The following is a 17,561-nucleotide window of genomic DNA, read 5'->3' on the forward strand; positions in this document are numbered from 1 at the left end:
CGGCCTCAGAAGATCAGATACCAGATGATCGGCAACAGGATCGCTGTGAGCAGGGCATTCAGGCCCATCGCAAGGCCCGAGAAGGCACCCGCTTCCTCATTGACCTGAAGCGCCCGCGCCGTTCCGATGCCATGGCTGGCTGTGCCCATGGCAAGGCCCCGCGCGGCCCAGCTTGTCACGCCGACCATGTTGAGCACATAAGGCCCGAGCACCGCGCCGAGGATCCCGGTGATGATCACCATAACCGCGGTGAGAGACGGCGAGCCGCCCAGCACCTCGGTAATGCCCATGGCAACCGGGGCTGTCACCGACTTGGGAGCGAGCGATATGTAGGACTGCTCCGAACCACCCAACACCCATGCGATGCCGACCGCGGAACTCGCGGCAACAGCGGATCCCGTCAACAGGCTGATCAGAATTGCAGCTGCAGCTCTGCGCACTTTGCCGAAATGACGATAGAGCGGGATGGCAAGGGACACTGTCGCCGGACCAAGCAGGAAATGCAGGAACTGTGCGCCCAGGAAGTAGGCGCGATAGGAGATGCCTGCCAGCAGCAAAACCGCAACCACGATGGCAACGGCAATCAGCACCGGATTGAGCAGCGGCGTCATGCCGGCGCGCCGATAGATGGCAAGGCCGATCAGATACGCGGCGATGGTCAGCGTGAGATGAAAAAGCGGGCTGATACTCAATTCAGAAAACAGGTCAAAGACCATCACGCCTGCTCCCTGTTGGAGGTGTCAAGCTCTGGGTCATCGGGAGCGCTTCCAGCGTTTTTGGAGAGCCATTGCATCAGAACCCCTGTGACCGCGATGGCAAGCAGCGTGCTGATCACCAGAGCGACCGCTATCGGCACCATCTCGCGTTTGAGATGGGACGCATGCACAACGATGCCCGCTCCTGCTGGCACAAAAAGCAGCGACAGGTTCGCCAGCAATCCGTCCCCGACTTTTGACAATCCTTCAGGAATGGCACCATGGATCAATAACCCGACAAACAGGAGGGCCATGCCCGCGACTGGTCCGGGAATGGGCAGGCCAAGGAGGGCAACAAGTGCCTCTCCGGCCAACTGGCAAAGAAGAATGACACAGAGATAGAAAAGCAAGGCATCCCCCGGCTTTGGTGGTTGTTTGATCGGTTGCCCGAGCATAGTGGCCCGAGCATAGTGGCCCGAGCATAGTGGAATGTCGGCTCTGGAAAAGCCCTCTTATTGAACAAGCGCGCTTTCCCATGCCTTGCCAAGCGGGCATTCCCAAATTATCACGGAACAAGGCAATGCAGCCCGGTGATGCGTATGGTGAGGGAAGGCTGGTCATGACGAGAGAACTTAGCAAGGACTATCTGGACCAATTGGTTGCCGATGTCCATGCTCTGGCTGCCGATGATCCCAACGTTTGGGGTGCACCTGCCAGCTACATCCCCGAACTCGCGCACATCGATCCTGCCCAGTTTGCGATTTCTGTGGCGCTTGAGGATGGAATGATCCTCAGCGCGGGCGACTGTGATGTGCCGTTTTCGATCCAGTCGATCTCTAAGGTGTTCACCCTGTCAATTGCGCTTGGCCGGGTGGGGGATACTCTGTGGCGCCGGGTGGGCCGCGAGCCATCGGGAAATCCGTTTGATTCCGTCATGAAGCTCGAGCAGGAAAAAGGCAAACCGCGCAATCCGTTTATCAATGCCGGAGCGATTGTTACAACGGATGCTCTGCTCTCCGGCCATGCGCCGAAGGAAGCCCTTTCGGAAATCATCCATTTTGTGCGGGCCGCCGCCGAGGACGACGACATCCATATCAACAAGACCGTCGCCGCCTCTGAAAAGGCAACCGGATATCGCAATCTGGCGCTCGCCCACTATCTGCGTTCTTACGGCAATCTGGACAACGAGCCTGACTTCACCCTCGGGGTCTACTATCATCAGTGTGCCATCGAAATGACGACCGTTCAGCTCGCACGGGCAGGGCGCTTTCTTGCCAGCCTCAACGATGTGCCAAAGCTGATTGCACCGGCAAAGGTGCGCTCTCTGAATGCCCTGATGATGACCTGCGGACAATATGACGGGTCGGGCGAATTCGCATTCCGTGTCGGCCTGCCATCAAAGTCTGGCGTCGGAGGCGGGCTGCTTGTGATCGTGCCGCACAGAGGCTCGATTGCGATCTGGTCACCGGGGCTTGATAGCCATGGCAACTCCCTCATGGGCACCTATGCCGCCGAACGCTTGTCACGGGATCTCGGGTGGGGCGTTTTCTGACTGCGTGGCATGGTTGTCGCGGATATGTCGCCTCTCTGTCACCTTCATGACGTGGTCAATCTGTCCCTCTTGATGCGAGTCTCGCAAGACGAACAGCAAACGGAAACCGAAGCGGTAGACACATGATTATTCGCAAGCTTCGCCTCGACAAGGGGCTGTCTCAGGAACAACTGGCCGACATGGCAGGCGTCAGCACGCGCACTCTTCAGCGCATCGAACGCGGAGCCAAGGCCAGCCCTGAGACCCTTAAATGTCTGGCTGCTGTTCTCGAAGTGGATTTTACAACCCTACGCGAGGAACAGATGATGATGACCGAGCCGACACGCTCCACCCCGATTGATCCCGAACACCAGCACGCAGCTTCAATGACGCAGGCTGATACCCGGCCACACCTTCAAGCCCAACCTGAAGCCCAACCTCTATCAGAGACGACCGGGTTGTCCGACGAGGAGCGCCAAGCGATGGAATATGTTCGCGATATAAAATCGTTCTATACCCACGCCATCCAATACGCCCTTGTCATGGTTCTCTTGTTGATCATCAATCTGGTGACAAACCCGGATTACCTCTGGGTCGTCTGGCCAGCCATGGGCTGGGGGATTGGCCTGATGATCCACGGGCTCAATGTTTTCGAAGTGATCAACTTCTTCGGCGACAACTGGGAGCGCAGGCAAATCAAGCGCCGGATGAGACGCCGCAACTAAGCCTGTTTGCACTTTGCATCTGAAGAAAAAACGCCGCCGTCAACGCGCAAGCGGGGCGGCGGCCTGCACTTGAATCGCTGCATGAAGTCGTTCAATCATGGTTAACAAATGCTTTAACCCTTCGAATTCATCTTTTAGCATCATCGCCTAAGCGACTCATAAGACTCATGATTCATCGCTTTTAAAGTGATGGTTCGAGACTTTAAGCGCAACATGAGGAACCCTCAGACAGTTGATTCTGTCCGTGAGAAATCGCTTAAGCGTCACATGAAGAAGAGGGGAGAGAGAGGGAGAAAAGAGCCGGAAGAACCGGCTCTTTTATAGCGTTTATTTTGCCGCCAGATAGGCTGCGAGAATGTCGCGTGCGGCTTCCAGATCGACTTTGTCGACCATCTCCGTGACGGTGTGGATGTAGCGCGTGCCGACCGCGACCGCGGCAGCCTTGGCACCGGAACCAGACTGCTGACCGGCGGCCCCGTCCTGACCGCCACGGGCCAGCATGGTGCGCTGGAAAGGAATGTCCTTTTCCTTGGCGAGTGCTTCCAGCTCTTCAACCAGATCAATGTCGGCGATGAAGGACCCGTCCTTGACATGCAGACCAAAGCCCTGACCCTGTGTCGTCACGGTGTCCTTTTCAGGCGTGCCCGGCGTGTCGCAAGACAGGGTGGTGTCGACACCGATTGCGATATCTGGAGCGACACCGAAGGACGCTGTGCGTGCGCCCCTCAGACCGACTTCTTCCTGTGCGGTGAAGGCAACCACGATTTCATAGGCGTGAGTCTCGCCCGCATTGACCAACTGGCGAATGGCCTCGATACCGAGCCAGCAGGCCACGCGGTTATCGAGCGCCTTGGAGACAACTTTTGACCCCAGATCGAGCAACGGCTCGTCCATGACGATGAAGTCACCGACCTTGATCTTGTCCTTGGTTTCTTCACCCAGACCGAGGTCAACAATGAAATCGGTCACCTCCGGGATCTTCTTGCGCTCTTCGGGGGAGGAGATATGCAGGGCCTTGCCGCCCGCATTCATCACGCCCTTGTAGTCGCCGTCATTGGTGCAAACCAGAACCCGGCGGGCAAACAGCGTACGCGGGTCAAACCCGCCGACCGGATCTATATGAATGAAACCCTTGTCGGAGACATGGCTGACGAGAAAGCCGATCTCGTCCATATGGCAGAGCAGAAGCACACGCTTGGCCGCGGTGTCTTCATCCAGATCAGCGGTGGGATAGCGGGTACAGATGAGCGACCCCATCGGATCGACATAGGATTCATCGAAGAGACCTTCGATTTCCTTTTCGATGAGCGCACGCACCCGATGTTCACGCCCCGGGACGCCCGGAGTTTCACAAAGATTGCGGAGAAGATCGATGTTCATGGTTTGTAACAACCTTCCTATGGAAATTTAATTTGAAACTCTCTATATCAGGGGTAACGTGAAATTGACAGCGCCTGCAACAGCCTCGCGGTTGCTTGTTGAAGGACCGCATGGGCCACGCTGTTCCTATCTTCAACAGACAGACACTGTCGGCAAGTGCCTGCACGGGCTTTTCGGCAGGGGTAAGGGTATAATATATGAGAGATCCATATAGCGTACTTGGGGTTTCCAAGTCGGCCAACGAACGCGACATCAAGAGCGCGTTCCGCAAATTGGCCAAGAAATACCACCCCGATCAAAATAAGAATGATCCCAAGGCGCAAGAGAAATTCGCCGAGATCAATCAGGCCTATGAGATCGTGGGTGACAAGGAAAAACGCGGCAAGTTCGACCGCGGTGAAATCGACGCTGATGGCAAGGAACGCTTTCAGGGCTTCGGTGGCGGCCATCCCTTCGGCGGGGGCGGCGGATCATCAGGAAGCCCGTTCGGCAATCAGTCCGGCGGACCGTTCGGTGGCGGTGCTACCGAAGACATTCTCAATGAAATCTTCGGCAACATGGGCGGCGGGGCTGGCCGCGCGCGTGGGCGTTCTGGCGGCAATCCTTTCAGCGATGGAGCCGATCCCTTTGGTGGCGCGCAGCAGCGTGCCCGCCCTCAGAAAGGCCAGGATGCCGAGGCCAAGCTCAGCGTAACCCTTGAAGACCTTGTGTCGGAAGAGAAACGCCGTGTCCATCTGCCGACCGGCAAGACCCTCGACATGCGTGTGCCCAAAGGCGTCAAGGATGGCCAGACCATCCGCATGAAGGGGCAGGGCTTCGAGACCGTGAACGGTCAGGCTGGTGATGCCCTCGTGACAATCGAGATCCTGCCGCACCGCCTGTTCAAGGTGGAAGAGCTCAACATCCGGCTCGAGCTGCCGCTAACCCTTTATGAAGCGGTTCTGGGTGCCCGGATCCGCGTCCCCACGCTCGAAGGCAAGGTCGAAGTGCGGATTCCCGCCGGCATGAGCTCAGGCAAGAGCTTGCGCCTCAAGGGCAAGGGACTGCCGGACCGCAACGGCACTCGCGGTGATCTGCTGGTTACGGCCAAGATAATGCTGCCCGAAGGAGGCGATCCCGGCCTGCGCGCCCTCATGGAGGATTGGCAGGACACGCGTCCCTATCGCCCGCGCGGACCGGAATTCAACTGATCTGACATTGATCGAGCAAAGGCGGCGCAAGGCCGCCTTTTCTTTAAGCAGAGCGCCTGCAGATGGTCAAAAAAACTGAGAAAGAGACACAACCATGTCCGGCACAACCACTCCCGCAACGCAAGTGCTGAAAAAGGCTGCTATCGATTTTTCGCTGGTTGCCTATGACTATGATCCGGATGCAGACAGGGTTGGGCTTCAGGCTGCCGAGGCGATCGGGGCGGAGCCGGGCGAGGTGTTCAAGACACTGATGATCATGCTTGATGGCAAGCCAGTCTGTGCCGTGGTGCCGTCTGATCGCGAAGTCAACATGAAGAAACTGGCCAAGGCCTTTGCGGGCAAGGCCGCCCAGATGATGCCGCCCCCTGATGCCGAACGTCTCACCGGTTACAAGGTTGGAGGCATCAGCCCGCTCGGTCAGCGCCGGAGCGTGCGGACGGTTCTGGATGCAAAAGCCCTTGAGCATGCGCTCATCTACATCAATGGTGGCCGCCGCGGCTATCAGATCAGAATGGCACCCGATCATCTGGTTGATCTGCTTGGATGCCCGACCGCGGATCTGGTGCGCTAGCTTCGCTCACCCACCGCTCGCTGATCACTGATCACTTTGGCAAAAGAGGGAAGTCCGCATAGCGCGAGAAACAGGGGCCATCATAATCGGCAGGTGGCTCGTGTCCGTCAGGGCAATGCAGCAGATACTGCATCCCGGCCCTGCGGGCGGCTTCGATGCCCACCGGGCTGTCCTCAATCACCAGACAGGCTTCTGGCGCAAAGCCCATGGCCTTGGCCGCATTGAGAAAGAGATCCGGTTCAGGCTTCCAGCTCCCAACCACGTAGGAGCTGAAGAGGTGAGGCTCGAAAAGCGGCAGAAGGCCGGTGAGGCCAAGGGAATGCCGCATCTTCTTGAGGGGGCCTGCTGACGCAATACAGCGCGGATGGGGAAGGGCCAGAATGGTCTGCTCGACACCCGGGAAGGACTGAAGGCTCTGCTCGAACAGCTCGGCGACCCGTGCCCGATAGGTCTCCTCGTAGGTCTCCGGCAAAGAACGCCCGATATGCTTTTCGATCTGCTCAACGATATAATTGAGCTTGTTGCCCCGGAAATGGGCCGCGATGTAATTGGCATCCCAGTCAAGATCCGGGACGGTATCACAATAGCCCTGCAGACAGAGCACCTCGCTGTCGACAAGCGTTCCGTCTAGATCGAAAATCAGGCATTCGATCCGGTCCAGTTCTAGGGTCTGCATGGGGTGTCTTTCTTGCAGTTTTCAGGGCTTGCGGGGGCCTGTCATGGCGAACGCTGAGGGAGCTTGCCGCTATTCAAGAGTGGTGAATTGCGGAAATTTCATCACCTGTGCGTTACATCTAGCCTGTTTGCGCCTCACGATCAAGGCGAGCCAAATCAGCTGATTTGTAGCCGACGGTAGGTTTTAAAAATAAGTAACTATCTGAAAAGATATATTATTTGAAAGTATCACAGGTTTGTGATTGTCTGGTAGCGGGTCGTGATTGTGGAATGTCCGGCTTTTGTTGTACGCTTGGACAAATACCGAGTTTCGGCCTTCAAGTTCCCGCAGCCGATGCAATCTGTCGGTTTGGCTTATCCTCTGGGATGGCCACTCCCGACACACCGGACCCTCTACCAATTAGCGCGGCCCACCTTTATATTGCAGCCATTCCGAGAAAGGATCCGGCCATGAACGAGCATCTGTTCCCGCACCAGAGGTACAACCGACTGAAGTCCCTGCGTCATGCGTTTTGGGCGCTCGTCTGCTCGCTGTTTGCCCCTTCCATCTGTGACACCTGCAATTGCAGCAAGTGACGTGTGCGCCGCTGCCATTATGCGGCTTGGGCACACCACTTCGTCACGTCTTCGGCCGCTTGCACTGACACTATGACGGATCGCCTGACCACATACGCTTCAGGGTCCCATCCTTCTTGATCCAATGATGATAGATGGCCGCGCCCCCATGCAGTGCGATCAGCGCGACCGCTGTCAGAGCCGCAATCCGGTGTGCGATCCGGGGTGCCAGGTTCGAAAAGTCGGGCAACGGCTTTGATCCGAACAGCGCGAGCGGCAGTTCCGTCGCCAGAGACATCGCAATCCCACTTCCCAACAGAACGATCAGAACGAGATAAAGCCCCCGGTGCGTCCATCGGGCGGTAGACTGTTGCCATCTTGGGTCGCTGGTCACTGCATCCGGTTTGTGATCAACGCGCCACCAGATGAGTCTTGCCAGAGTTAGAAGGAATACCAACAGGGCGAGCGGAAAGTGTACCCGAAGGGCTGCTGCCTTCTGAGAGGCGTCCGAGCTGAAGGCGGACCCAAAACCGCTACCAATGAGCACCAGCACAAGCAAAGCGCTTGCCCAGTGCAGAAATCTTGCCACGCGGCCATAGCCATTGGGTGTGCTTCGCAGCTTGCCCGCTTCTTTTTTCATAGAGGTGGAATTCATGGTTTGCTCCGTTGACGCTTGCGTCTAAACTTTCCGTGATATAATATAATTTACATGGAAATAGATTACATGTCAACTAAAAGACTGAATCCGCCGAGGTCGTTGGGGCGTTTGCTCAATTTCACGACGGGTGCCGTCAACAACATGAGCGCCCGCGTTCTGGAGCCTCATGGGCTCAGTCTGGCCCAGTGGGTGGTGCTTTCAGCGCTTTGGAGAAATGGTGATCTGAGTGTCAAAGAGCTCTCCGGCTACACCGGCAACGCCCCGCCAGCCACATCGCGGATCGTCGATCGCATGATTGCAGCTGGTCTGTTGGTGCGTGTCACCGACACCAAGGATCGCAGGGCCGTTGTGATCGGATTGACGCAAAAAGGCCGGAACCTGCGCCACCTCGAGAACTTCTATGAGGACATCAATGCGATGTTTCTGGAAGGTTTTTCTGAAGACGAGAAAAACACGCTTTTCTCTCTTCTCGAACGCATCGAGGAGACCGGGCAAAAGCATGTCTCCCAGAAGACCTAGAGCGCGGCAACCTCGCTGAAAAGCGCAGCGGCAAGATCCCCGGACGAATGCACCCGGATGCCGTCAAGTTCCATCCATCCGGCCATCAAGGCAAGTTCGCCAGCCAGCGCCGCCGATACCTTGCCCTTATCGATGGTGGGCTCCCCATGGGCAGCAAAGACCTCGAGCACGCCGTCCTGTCGGTTGGCCTTGAGGTCGAGCCGGGCCACCAACTGGTCCCCCATCAGGAAAGGCAGCACATAATAGCCGTACTGCCTCTTTTCCTTGGGCACATAGATCTCGATGCGATAGCGGAAGTTGAACAGGCTTTCTGCGCGGTCTCTTAGCCAAATGAGCGAGTCGAACGGAGCCAGCAGTGCCTGACAGGTTGCCCGCGAAGGCAACTGGGCGTCCTTGTGTTTATAGACCGTGGCTTTCCATCCCTCGACCTCGACGGGCTCGAGGGTTCCCTCTTCGATGAGGGCTTGAAGAGCCGGACGCGCATCTGAAGGTGACAGGCGAAAATAGTCACGGAAGCACTTTTCCGTCCCCACCCCATGGCATCGGGCGCCGATCTCCATCAACAGTTTGTGCGCGGCAAACGGTTCAAGGGCAGGGCGTGCGAAACTGTCTTCGGGCAGCACCCGTTCGGGCAAATCATAATAGCGTGTGAAGGCCTTGCGGCCCGCAGATGTGATCCTGCCGGACCAGAACAGATACTCGAGTGCCAGCTTGCTGTCGTCCCAGCCCCACCAGGGACCAGAGCGTGCGCCGCGCTTCTCAAGGTCGGAGACACACACCGGTCCCCTTGCTTCTATCTCGCGAAAGACCCGCTCCACCTCTTTCGGATTTTCCTTTGCGAAGCGCGAGATATTGCCCCAAAGGCCTTCATGACGCGCGGCGCGCTCCATGCGCCATTGCATGGCCGGATAAAGGGAGGCGGGAAGGATCGACGCCTCATGCCCCCAATATTCAAAAAAGGCTTTACGTTTCTTGCTGACCGGGTGGGCCACCATATGAGCGGCCCGGTCAATGAGGCTCCGGTCATAAGCTCCGAGACGCGCAAAAAGGGTCAGGTAATGTGCCCGATCGAGCACATTGACCGAGTCAACCTGCAACAGACCCACATGCTCGAACGTTGCCTCCAGATGCCTGCGGTCATGACGTTTCACGCCGCGCAGTTGCGGCAAAAAGCCCTGTGCCTTGAGAGCGATTCGGCGGGCCTGACGTTGGCTGAGACTCTGAAGTGTCATGAGACCATCGCAAAAACGGATTGAAACGGGCGCGTTTGACAGGAGCCGTGTTGTCAAACTGCAATGAGGTCGATCTGCAAATCAATAAGCGCGAGTCTAGCGTCTGATCGGCAGAAGAAAAGCAATATTTAGGATTGCGACCCTGTGGATTGCCTTTGACCTTACTCGGAAAATGGCTAGTGTGTTTGATCATTGGACGATGAGGGACCGGTGGGCGATGCAACATCATATCGCGCACCGGATCGAACGAAGGAGCAGTCGCAATGTCAATCCTAAAGCGCTGGGTTGTCCCGGGCGTCGTGGCGGTCTGTGCTGTTACAGCCATCACGCTATTCAGCGAAACCGATAAGATCGAGGCGGATCTTACCAAGAGGGCTCAGGCTGTTCTGCAGGATAAAGGCATGGATTGGGCGAACATCTCCTTCTCTGGCCGCGATGGCACCCTTACCGGAATCGAACCAGAGAAAAATGAAGCCAGCTGGGCGATTGAGCTTCTCGATGCCGAGTGGGGCGTTCGAACGGTCAGCAACGAGACCGAAGAACTCAAGACCCAATCTCCTTATTCATGGGGCTTGGTGCGGGATGATGATCAGGTGTCGATCATCGGCTATCTTCCCTATCGCCTGACCCGAACCCTGCCGTCGGAAATGGAAGAAAAGATGCCCGGCGTTTTGGTCCAGACACAGGTCGAGGCGGCGCGCGGTGCCCCCGCCAACATTGAAAATGTCGTTCAATTCACGACGGACCTTCTGTCATCGCTGGACAATGCCAAGGCGTTCCTGCTCGATAACACCCTGACCATCACGGGACAGCTGGAAGACGGAAATCCCGCCGATATTGCCAAATTCAAAGCGGCGCAGGAAAAGATCGCAGCCGCTGACCTGGAAGGCATATCGTTTGACTTCCAGATACCCGAGCCCAAGGCGCCTGAGGACATGGTCAAGCCGGTTGCGACTACAGTCAACGGGCTGGAGATCACGCGCAGTGCAGACGGGGTCCGGATCATGGGGTTGATGCCGAGCCAGGAGATCAAGGACACGGTCATCGATCTTGCCAATCGCAAGTTCGGCACCAGCGTGGTGACGGAAGGGCTTGATGTGCGCGAAGGCGAGAAGATTGCCAATCTGGGCTACGATGACTATCGCAGGTCTTCGGTCGCCATTCTGCAGGCGGTCAGCCGCCTTGAAGAGGGATCCGCCAGCCTGACCGAAAATGGTCTTGATCTGACCGGCGGTGCCTTCTACGGCGGAGCTCTTGAAGACGTGATGCGTGGGTTGCAGGACGCCTTGCCGGCGAGTGTAGCACTCAATACCGATCTGCGCGTTGCCGCTCCGGGAGAGACAGTCGATGCCGAGCAATGCCAGCGCCTGCTCAGATCATCACTCGAGACGAACACCATCCTGTTTGAATCCGGCATGGCAGCCATTTCACCCGACTCCTTCGGCCTGCTCGATACGCTCATCTATACTGCACGCCGCTGCACCGATAATCGCATTCAGATTGAAGGCCACACCGACAGCGACGGCGATGACGCCGCCAATCAGGCCCTGTCCGAACGTCGGGCGGGGGCGGTTGCCGACTATCTCGTCAGTGCAGGCATCACCGCTGATCGTCTCGAAGCCAAGGGTTTTGGCGAAGATCAGCCGGTTGCCAGCAATGACACCCCCGAAGGCAAGGCAAAGAACCGCCGCATTGAATTCGTCATTCTGACACAGTGATACCAAAGGAGTTGAAGACATGGGATTTCTTATCGCGAACCTCTATCCAATGCTCCTTCTGGGGCTGATGCTTGGCGTGGTTATTGGCTGGATCGCCTGTGATCCGGAAGGTAAATAGGGGGACATCATGACAGCATTTTTCTGGCAGGCTCTCGTCCTGATCATCATCGCAGTGCTGATTGGCATGCTCATCGGTTATGTCGTACGCAAGGCAATGCGCGCCAAGCCTGAAGCACGCGAGCCGTCAAAGACAACGGCCTACCAGCTGCAAACCGCTGCCACGCCGACGCCGGGTGTCGCTGTTGGTGCCTCCACCGCAGCGCTTGCTGCAGATCAAGAAGCGGTGGCGGAAGCTTTGGCTGAGGAGACCAAAGAGGCTCTGGTTGCCGAACAGGCAAATCAGGATGAGAAAGCGGACCAGCAGGCGGCGTCTATCAGCGACGAGACGGAAGAGCGCTCTGAAGCCGTGCTCAAGGCCGCAGAGGCTGCCAAGGCGGCTTTGTCCTCTCAGGAAGATGTCGATGAAGACAGTCTGATGGCCCGTGTGGACGCCAGCGCGGATGTGAAGCTCGACGAGATGTCGGAAGGCGCCGAGGTCGACCCTGATGCCGAGGAAGCGCGCATTGCAGCGGCGCTTCTGACCGTGCCCAAGGATGCAACGAGCAAGCAGAAGGCGGACGCCGTTGGCAAAAAACCAAAAGCGCTGAAGAAACCCCGAAAGGGAAATTCCGACGATCTCAAACGCATCAAGGGCGTGGGCAAGGTCATTGAAGGCAAGCTCAACGATCTGGGCATCTTCCACTATGATCAGATTGCAAACTGGAGCCGGGACGAGGTTGCATGGGTGACCACCTTCCTCAGCTTCAAGGGCCGGATTGATCGCGAAAAGTGGATACCGCAGGCCAAGGGGCTTTTGTCGGCAGACGACGCCATTGCAGTCGGCGAACCTGACGCGGCGCAGTTGAATATCGATGGCATTCTCGAACCCAAAGAGGCCGCTGCCTCCAAGGTGGGCGAAGACGAGCGCATAGCCGCTGCAAATGCGGAAGCCCCCGGCGAAAAAGAGCTGGATTCCACAACGCCTGCAGCAAAGCCTAAATCCAAGAAAGCCACCGCCAGCAAAGCGACTGCCAAACCCAAGGCAGAGGCCACCTCCGAGGAGGATGAGGACGCCAAGATTGCAGCCGCCATTGCTGCTTTGCCCAAGGATGCCTCAGCCGAAGACAAGGCCAATGTGGCAGGCAAGAAGCCTCGTACAATGAAACAGGCGCGAAAAGGCGGCGCCGATGACCTTAAACGCATCAAGGGGGTGGGCAAAGTCATCGAGACCAAGCTCAATGATGTGGGCATCTATCACTTTGATCAGATCGCCAAGTGGAATCGCGCGCACATCAACTGGGTGTCCACCTTGCTCAGCTTCAAGGGTCGGATTGATCGAGAAGACTGGATCGAACAGGCCAAGTTGTTGGCAGCAGGGGAGGAAACCGAGTTTTCCAAACGCGTTGACAAGGGCGATGTGGACAGCTCGAAATAGCTCAATCTCCGGATCTGATTGTCAAGAAGACAGCCAAATTTAAGAACATGGCGCGGAGCGATCCGCGCCATTTTTTGCTCCATCGCCACCAAGCGATGTTTCCTAGAAAGCAAGGAGGCCAATATATGGCAGAAACGGCAAGAACCCTCGGTATCGATCATCTCGGGCTGACCGTTGAAGACCTGATGCTCTCACTTTCCTTTTTTACCGATTGTCTTGGCTGGAAGCAGGTCGGTGGCAATCCCGACTATCCATCCGCCTACATCTCCGATGGCACGTCCATGATCACGCTCTGGCAGGCGAAAACCGACAGCCCGACGGGCTTTGATCGCCAGACCAACATCGGCCTTCATCACTTTGCGCTCAAGATGGAAAGCGAAGAAGCGCTCAATGCACTGTTCGAGGATGTGAAAAACTGGCCGGATGTGACGGTGGAATTCGCACCCGAGCTTTCGGGCAAAGGCCCCAAGATCCACTGCATGGTTTATGAGCCGGGCGGCAATCGCCTCGAGCTGAGCTACGTGCCGCGCTAGCACTTTTGGTGCTGCGACAAGCGAGATGGCCGGTGAGTGTTTGTCTCACCGGCCATTGTTGTCTTACTTCAGAACGGCGAGACGGCCATCAAGGCTTGCGCCATTGGCCTCTGTCACCGTCTTCTGGTCACGGATGTAGCCGATGACCTCGTTGCGATAGACAAGACCGGTGTGGTCATAGTCGAGCGCCCGCAAGTCCATGCTGGCGATGTCGCCCTTCACACCGCCGCTGATCGGCTTGCCATTCCATGTCTCGCCGAACGCACCAAGCGCGATATAGGTATTGATCGCCATGGTGAATTCCATGTCGAGCACATCTTCAATCGGCTGACCATTGAGCGTGATATTGACCGCCTTTGCGGATTTGGCATTCTCGCCAAGCTCAATCTCGTAGCGAATGCCTGAGGAGAAATGCAGGAAGCCGCGTGAGACGAAGCCGCTCTTGTCGGTGGCTTCCTCTTCTTCCGGGCGCAACAGGCGCGTGACGTTGTTCTGCAAAAGATCGCGGATCTGGGCGCCGGTCATGGTCGCCACATGGATCGCATCCGCATAGGGCATGACGTCATACCAGTCCTTGAAGGTCAACGGGCCTTTGGCAACACCGGCCGACAGTCCGGTCGCGTTGAACAGGGCAAAGTCCACCTTGCCATTGGGGAAGGTCACCGAGCGGGCAACCACTGCATCATTCATGAAGTTCGCGAGCGCATTCTCGCCGATATAGCGGCTTGCAATGGTCGCATCCTTGTTGAGGGTGCCTGCTTCGACCATGCCGATGGTTTCAGCCAGTTTGACTTCCAGCACTTTGAGGAGGGGTGCGACAACTCCGTCCTTGAATTTGGCATCCCAATCGCCAGCTTGCTGCAGGGAGGTATATGTCTCATCGTCAGATTTGACGCGTACATCGCTTTTCTTGATGCCGTGCAGAGAGACCGAGCTATACCAGTCCTTGCGGCCCTGACCAGCGGCAATCGACATTGCGATGTCGCCAAGGAAGGCTCCGTGGGCCTTGGCCTGCGTGATGAGAACGCCATCCATCAGGTTGGTCTCGTCGATGCCATCGGTGTTGAGCTCGGTGTGGGTATGGCCACCAACGATGACAATCGGCTTGTCTGTGAGCTTGGACGCAATCTTGGCAATGGCGAAATCGCCATCACCGATCTCGCGTTCGGTCGCGGCCTTGCCGGACGTGTGCTTGCCGATGCCGTAGCCGCAGTGGGACAAGATCACCACCACGTCGGAAATGGAGGCAACCGCTGGAAGCACATTCTTGATGGCCTTGATCGGGCGCTCGACCGCAAGCGTCGGGTCTTCAGGCTGGCCAACGCGGGTGTCGATGTTGGTGGTCAGACCGATGAGCCCGACACGCAGGCCCTTGATGTCGGCGACGGCCGCAGCGGTGTAATCCTCATCGCGCTTCATATGGGCCGAGGAATGGACGTTGGCGGACAGGAGCGGGAATTTCGCGTCCACATCCTTGCCCTTTTTCAAAAGCTCTGCGCCACGGTCAAACTCGTGGTTGCCCAGCGCGGCGATATCGACACCGGCGGCGCTATAGGCCCGGTAGCTGGCATCGGCGATGAACTCGTCCGGGCTCCAGCCCATCAACTCGTCAAAGACCGAACCGGTGTGGTCATCGCCAGCAGAGACGAACAGGACGGATTCGTTTTCAGCCGCGCCTGCTTTGGCTTCCTTGACCATTTTGACCATCTGGGCGAGGCGGTGTGTATCGCCCTTCTTGCCATGCAGGTCGGTGATGTGGTTGTGCATGTCGTTGAAATGCAGAACGCGCAGGACGCGGCGTTCGCCTTCATCAAGAACCGCAGCGGGAACCGCGCTTCCGTCTTCAGCGACAATGGCTTTGATCGGAGAGGCAAGCGGATCCCCCTTGAGAAGGAACAGCTTGTCGATGGTGCCAAGCGGGTTCGGCGTTGCGGGGACAAGTGCCAATTCGCCAACGGATGGTTTGGCCTCGGCGCGGAAGGTCAGAAACGGGGAAAGTCCGGCGGTCGCTGCAATGGCAGCGCCACCGAGCAGAAGGCCGCGGCGGCTCAGGCCTGAGGCGGCATCTTTGTGGGAAGCAGTCATCTCAATGTCTTTCAACTGATTTGGGAATCGCCAAAAAGGAATGATGACGCGACCTTCATCATCACCGTATTTCGAATGCACGACAGCAAGATAAACTTTTGATGACAACGCACCCAAAAGGCCTCGTTGGCGGATGAGACTGGCTTCATGCACAAACACCCGCCCCAATGGATGAGGCGGGTGCTTGATGGTGTACAGGCTGACGTTTGGAGCAGAATCCGTCGCGCGGTATCAGCTCGACTGCTTGGCGAGGAGGTCGCGGATTTCGGTCAAAAGAGCAACGTCTGCCGGAGGCGGCGCGGCGGGTTCTTCGACTTTTTCTTCTTCCTGCGCCTTCTTCGTGCGTTCCTCGGCTTCGGAGCGAATCCTGTTCACCATCCTGACCATCAGGAATATGATCCAGGCAAGGATAAGGAAATTGATGAAGACCGTGAAGAAGTTGCCATAGGCGAACACCGCGCCCTGTTCCTTGGCGGCATCAAGGGTTGTCGCGGTGACGGTATTGGATAGCGGAATGAAATAATTGGAAAAATCGAGACCGCCAAAGATCATGCCGACAATCGGCATGATAATATCAGCCGTCAATGATTTGACGATCAGGCCGAAGGCGCCGCCAATGATGACGCCAACCGCCAGATCCATGACATTGCCCTTGGCAATGAATTCTTTGAATTCTTGGATCATCCACATCTCCTCAAGGGGCGGTGCTTTTCCCCATACGCCTTTTGAAGGCTGGATCGCAGTTTCTCAAAATGCACGTGGCGGCCCGACCTTCAGGCACGCAGCGTCCACGCGAAAACCCTACGTCAAGACCGCAGGGTTCACAATCTGTAATTGAGCAAAATGACTGACAGTCGGAAATGAGCGTGAGAGGTGACCCGGTGGCCTGATCAACGATGCGCCGCGCGCCGCAGCCGGTCGTTGATCGCTTCCCCAAGGCCCTCATTGGGGATGGGAGCAACGGCAATGCCGCTGACATCGTCCCGGTCCAAAGTCCGAAGGCCAGCGAAGAGCTTTTGCGCGGCTTCAAAACTGTCGCCGGCGGGAGACAGGTTGAGGATCACAGCGGCATGCGCCGAGCCTTCCGGCAAATCAGGACCGAAGGCGAGCAGCGCTTCTCCCGCGTTGATATGCGTGGCATTGAGCCGAACCGGCACCGAGGGTGCATAGTGTGAACTGAGCATGCCGGGGGAGCTCGGCGCCTGATCATCTGTTCCGGCCTTGATCAGAGGCGCCCCGAGAGCCGCTTCAAGAGCTTCGGTCGCAATGCCTCCGGGCCTGAGAAGCGTGACCGGGTGATCGCCAGAACAAAGCACGACGCTCGATTCAACGCCCACCCGGCAAGGACCAAGGTCAGCAATCAAATCCACCCGTCCGTTGAGTTCTTCGGCCACATGGCTGGCAGTGGTCGGGCTGACCCGTCCGGAGCGGTTGGCTGAGGGAGCCGCCAACGGCTTGTCGAGCCGATAGGCAAGGGCGCGCATCAAGGGCGCATCCGGCACGCGCAGAGCCACTGTTTCGAGACCCGCAGACGTCAGATCGGCGATCGGACTTGCCGGGGCGCGCGGAACGACCAGCGTCAAGGGGCCGGGCCAGAAGGCCTTGGCGAGCCGCAAGGCGGCCTCGTTGAACTGGCCGTGGGCCTTGGCGGCCTCAAGGCTCGGTAAATGGGAGATCAGCGGATTGAAACTCGGTCTGTCCTTGGCCGCAAAGATACGCGCCACCGCTGCCGGACTGGTCGCATCGGCCGCAAGGCCATAGACGGTCTCGGTTGGAACCGCGACCAGTCCCCCTTTTTCCAGCAACTGACAGGCCACCTCAAAGCCGCTTTCATCCGCAAGCGGTTCAAGGGCCTTGCCACTCCGGGCATCAATCGAAAAGGAATGCGGGTGCCACAGGGGCGTTTGGTCTGTCATTGCACTCGATGTCTTGCGCGCTGTCACGCAGCATAAGGGGCCGA

General features: G+C 57.5%; 17 protein-coding genes. 8 read left to right on the forward strand and 9 right to left on the reverse strand.

Going from position 1 to position 17,561, the window contains the following annotated elements; all coding sequences use genetic code 11:
• Window positions 1–5 precede the first annotated feature (5 nt).
• A complete protein-coding gene (locus CPH65_RS13920; protein WP_096174094.1) occupies window positions 6–716 on the reverse strand; it encodes an LrgB family protein in 711 nt (236 codons plus the stop codon).
• Window positions 716–1,105 (reverse strand): CidA/LrgA family protein, encoded by a 390-nt coding sequence (locus tag CPH65_RS13925; RefSeq protein WP_096174096.1) that lies wholly within the window; start codon window positions 1,103–1,105, stop codon window positions 716–718. Before CPH65_RS13925 ends, CPH65_RS13920 begins: the two co-directional genes overlap by 1 nt.
• A 209-nt stretch (window positions 1,106–1,314) precedes the next feature.
• On the opposite strand from CPH65_RS13925, the gene CPH65_RS13930 reads away from it, so the two are divergent.
• Complete coding sequence (locus CPH65_RS13930) at window positions 1,315–2,247, forward strand: glutaminase (protein ID WP_096176413.1); 933 nt, start codon at window positions 1,315–1,317, stop codon at window positions 2,245–2,247.
• A 122-nt stretch (window positions 2,248–2,369) separates the two neighbouring features.
• The gene (locus CPH65_RS13935) at window positions 2,370–2,951 is read left to right on the forward strand and encodes a helix-turn-helix domain-containing protein (protein WP_096174098.1); all 582 of its coding nucleotides are present in this window, start codon (window positions 2,370–2,372) and stop codon (window positions 2,949–2,951) included.
• Window positions 2,952–3,278: 327 nt separating this feature from the next.
• Here the strand turns inward: CPH65_RS13935 and CPH65_RS13940 are convergent, their stop codons facing one another.
• Window positions 3,279–4,331 (reverse strand): M42 family metallopeptidase, encoded by a 1,053-nt coding sequence (locus CPH65_RS13940; protein ID WP_096174101.1) that lies wholly within the window; start codon window positions 4,329–4,331, stop codon window positions 3,279–3,281.
• 197 nt (window positions 4,332–4,528) lie between these two features.
• Between CPH65_RS13940 and CPH65_RS13945 the strand changes: the two genes are divergently transcribed.
• Both CPH65_RS13945 and ybaK read left to right on the forward strand, forming a co-directional pair.
• The gene (locus CPH65_RS13945; protein WP_096174103.1) at window positions 4,529–5,521 is read left to right on the forward strand and encodes a DnaJ C-terminal domain-containing protein; all 993 of its coding nucleotides are present in this window, start codon (window positions 4,529–4,531) and stop codon (window positions 5,519–5,521) included.
• A 94-nt stretch (window positions 5,522–5,615) separates the two neighbouring features.
• Window positions 5,616–6,092, forward strand: coding sequence for a Cys-tRNA(Pro) deacylase (ybaK, locus tag CPH65_RS13950; protein ID WP_096174105.1), 477 nt, complete (start codon window positions 5,616–5,618; stop codon window positions 6,090–6,092).
• A gap of 31 nt (window positions 6,093–6,123) precedes the next feature.
• Here ybaK and CPH65_RS13955 read toward each other — a convergent pair whose 3' ends face one another.
• Window positions 6,124–6,768, reverse strand: a complete 645-nt coding sequence (locus tag CPH65_RS13955) for an HAD-IA family hydrolase (RefSeq protein ID WP_096174107.1) — start codon at window positions 6,766–6,768, stop codon at window positions 6,124–6,126.
• 645 nt (window positions 6,769–7,413) lie between these two features.
• A complete protein-coding gene (locus tag CPH65_RS13960) occupies window positions 7,414–7,977 on the reverse strand; it encodes a cytochrome b (protein WP_197703849.1) in 564 nt (187 codons plus the stop codon).
• A gap of 69 nt (window positions 7,978–8,046) precedes the next feature.
• Between CPH65_RS13960 and CPH65_RS13965 the strand changes: the two genes are divergently transcribed.
• Window positions 8,047–8,499 carry a MarR family winged helix-turn-helix transcriptional regulator gene (locus tag CPH65_RS13965; RefSeq protein ID WP_157747692.1) on the forward strand — a complete coding sequence of 151 codons (453 nt, stop codon included), beginning with the start codon at window positions 8,047–8,049 and terminating at the stop codon, window positions 8,497–8,499.
• Here CPH65_RS13965 and CPH65_RS13970 read toward each other — a convergent pair.
• Window positions 8,496–9,731, reverse strand: coding sequence for a winged helix-turn-helix domain-containing protein (locus CPH65_RS13970; protein WP_096174112.1), 1,236 nt, complete (start codon window positions 9,729–9,731; stop codon window positions 8,496–8,498). The genes CPH65_RS13965 and CPH65_RS13970 overlap by 4 nt on opposite strands.
• Window positions 9,732–9,994: 263 nt before the next feature.
• Between CPH65_RS13970 and CPH65_RS24875 the strand changes: the two genes are divergently transcribed.
• The 3 genes from CPH65_RS24875 to CPH65_RS13985 all read left to right on the forward strand — a co-directional run bounded on the left by CPH65_RS24875 (window position 9,995) and on the right by CPH65_RS13985 (window position 13,516).
• Window positions 9,995–11,449 carry an OmpA family protein gene (locus CPH65_RS24875; RefSeq protein ID WP_096174114.1) on the forward strand — a complete coding sequence of 485 codons (1,455 nt, stop codon included), beginning with the start codon at window positions 9,995–9,997 and terminating at the stop codon, window positions 11,447–11,449.
• 127 nt (window positions 11,450–11,576) lie between these two features.
• Entirely contained in the window at window positions 11,577–12,983 is a 1,407-nt protein-coding gene (locus CPH65_RS13980) for a hypothetical protein (protein ID WP_096174117.1), read from the forward strand.
• A gap of 125 nt (window positions 12,984–13,108) precedes the next feature.
• A complete protein-coding gene (locus tag CPH65_RS13985) occupies window positions 13,109–13,516 on the forward strand; it encodes a VOC family protein (RefSeq protein WP_096174119.1) in 408 nt (135 codons plus the stop codon).
• 63 nt (window positions 13,517–13,579) lie between these two features.
• Here CPH65_RS13985 and CPH65_RS13990 read toward each other — a convergent pair whose 3' ends face one another.
• From CPH65_RS13990 to CPH65_RS14000, 3 genes are all read right to left on the reverse strand, one after another.
• The gene (locus CPH65_RS13990; RefSeq protein ID WP_096176415.1) at window positions 13,580–15,601 is read right to left on the reverse strand and encodes a bifunctional UDP-sugar hydrolase/5'-nucleotidase; all 2,022 of its coding nucleotides are present in this window, start codon (window positions 15,599–15,601) and stop codon (window positions 13,580–13,582) included.
• A 231-nt stretch (window positions 15,602–15,832) separates the two neighbouring features.
• Window positions 15,833–16,285, reverse strand: coding sequence for a large conductance mechanosensitive channel protein MscL (gene mscL, locus CPH65_RS13995; protein WP_096174122.1), 453 nt, complete (start codon window positions 16,283–16,285; stop codon window positions 15,833–15,835).
• A 206-nt stretch (window positions 16,286–16,491) separates the two neighbouring features.
• Window positions 16,492–17,517, reverse strand: a complete 1,026-nt coding sequence (locus CPH65_RS14000; RefSeq protein ID WP_096174124.1) for an L-threonylcarbamoyladenylate synthase — start codon at window positions 17,515–17,517, stop codon at window positions 16,492–16,494.
• Window positions 17,518–17,561 lie beyond the last annotated feature (44 nt).

Source organism: Cohaesibacter sp. ES.047, assembly GCF_900215505.1.
Lineage (GTDB): Bacteria > Pseudomonadota > Alphaproteobacteria > Rhizobiales > Cohaesibacteraceae > Cohaesibacter.

Bases quoted from the DNA above. Each gene is read 5' to 3' on its own strand.
- CPH65_RS24875 (WP_096174114.1), top strand. From the start codon at position 9,995: ATGTCAATCCTAAAGCGCTGGGTTGTCCCGGGCGTCGTGGCGGTCTGT.
- CPH65_RS13960 (WP_197703849.1), bottom strand. From the start codon at position 7,977: ATGAATTCCACCTCTATGAAAAAAGAAGCGGGCAAGCTGCGAAGCACA.
- CPH65_RS13940 (WP_096174101.1), bottom strand. From the start codon at position 4,331: ATGAACATCGATCTTCTCCGCAATCTTTGTGAAACTCCGGGCGTCCCG.
- CPH65_RS13955 (WP_096174107.1), bottom strand. From the start codon at position 6,768: ATGCAGACCCTAGAACTGGACCGGATCGAATGCCTGATTTTCGATCTA.
- mscL (WP_096174122.1), bottom strand. From the start codon at position 16,285: ATGATCCAAGAATTCAAAGAATTCATTGCCAAGGGCAATGTCATGGAT.
- CPH65_RS13985 (WP_096174119.1), top strand. From the start codon at position 13,109: ATGGCAGAAACGGCAAGAACCCTCGGTATCGATCATCTCGGGCTGACC.
- CPH65_RS13970 (WP_096174112.1), bottom strand. From the start codon at position 9,731: ATGACACTTCAGAGTCTCAGCCAACGTCAGGCCCGCCGAATCGCTCTC.
- CPH65_RS13990 (WP_096176415.1), bottom strand. From the start codon at position 15,601: ATGACTGCTTCCCACAAAGATGCCGCCTCAGGCCTGAGCCGCCGCGGC.
- CPH65_RS13935 (WP_096174098.1), top strand. From the start codon at position 2,370: ATGATTATTCGCAAGCTTCGCCTCGACAAGGGGCTGTCTCAGGAACAA.
- CPH65_RS13920 (WP_096174094.1), bottom strand. From the start codon at position 716: ATGGTCTTTGACCTGTTTTCTGAATTGAGTATCAGCCCGCTTTTTCAT.
- CPH65_RS13930 (WP_096176413.1), top strand. From the start codon at position 1,315: ATGACGAGAGAACTTAGCAAGGACTATCTGGACCAATTGGTTGCCGAT.
- CPH65_RS13980 (WP_096174117.1), top strand. From the start codon at position 11,577: ATGACAGCATTTTTCTGGCAGGCTCTCGTCCTGATCATCATCGCAGTG.
- CPH65_RS13945 (WP_096174103.1), top strand. From the start codon at position 4,529: ATGAGAGATCCATATAGCGTACTTGGGGTTTCCAAGTCGGCCAACGAA.
- CPH65_RS13965 (WP_157747692.1), top strand. From the start codon at position 8,047: ATGTCAACTAAAAGACTGAATCCGCCGAGGTCGTTGGGGCGTTTGCTC.
- ybaK (WP_096174105.1), top strand. From the start codon at position 5,616: ATGTCCGGCACAACCACTCCCGCAACGCAAGTGCTGAAAAAGGCTGCT.
- CPH65_RS14000 (WP_096174124.1), bottom strand. From the start codon at position 17,517: ATGACAGACCAAACGCCCCTGTGGCACCCGCATTCCTTTTCGATTGAT.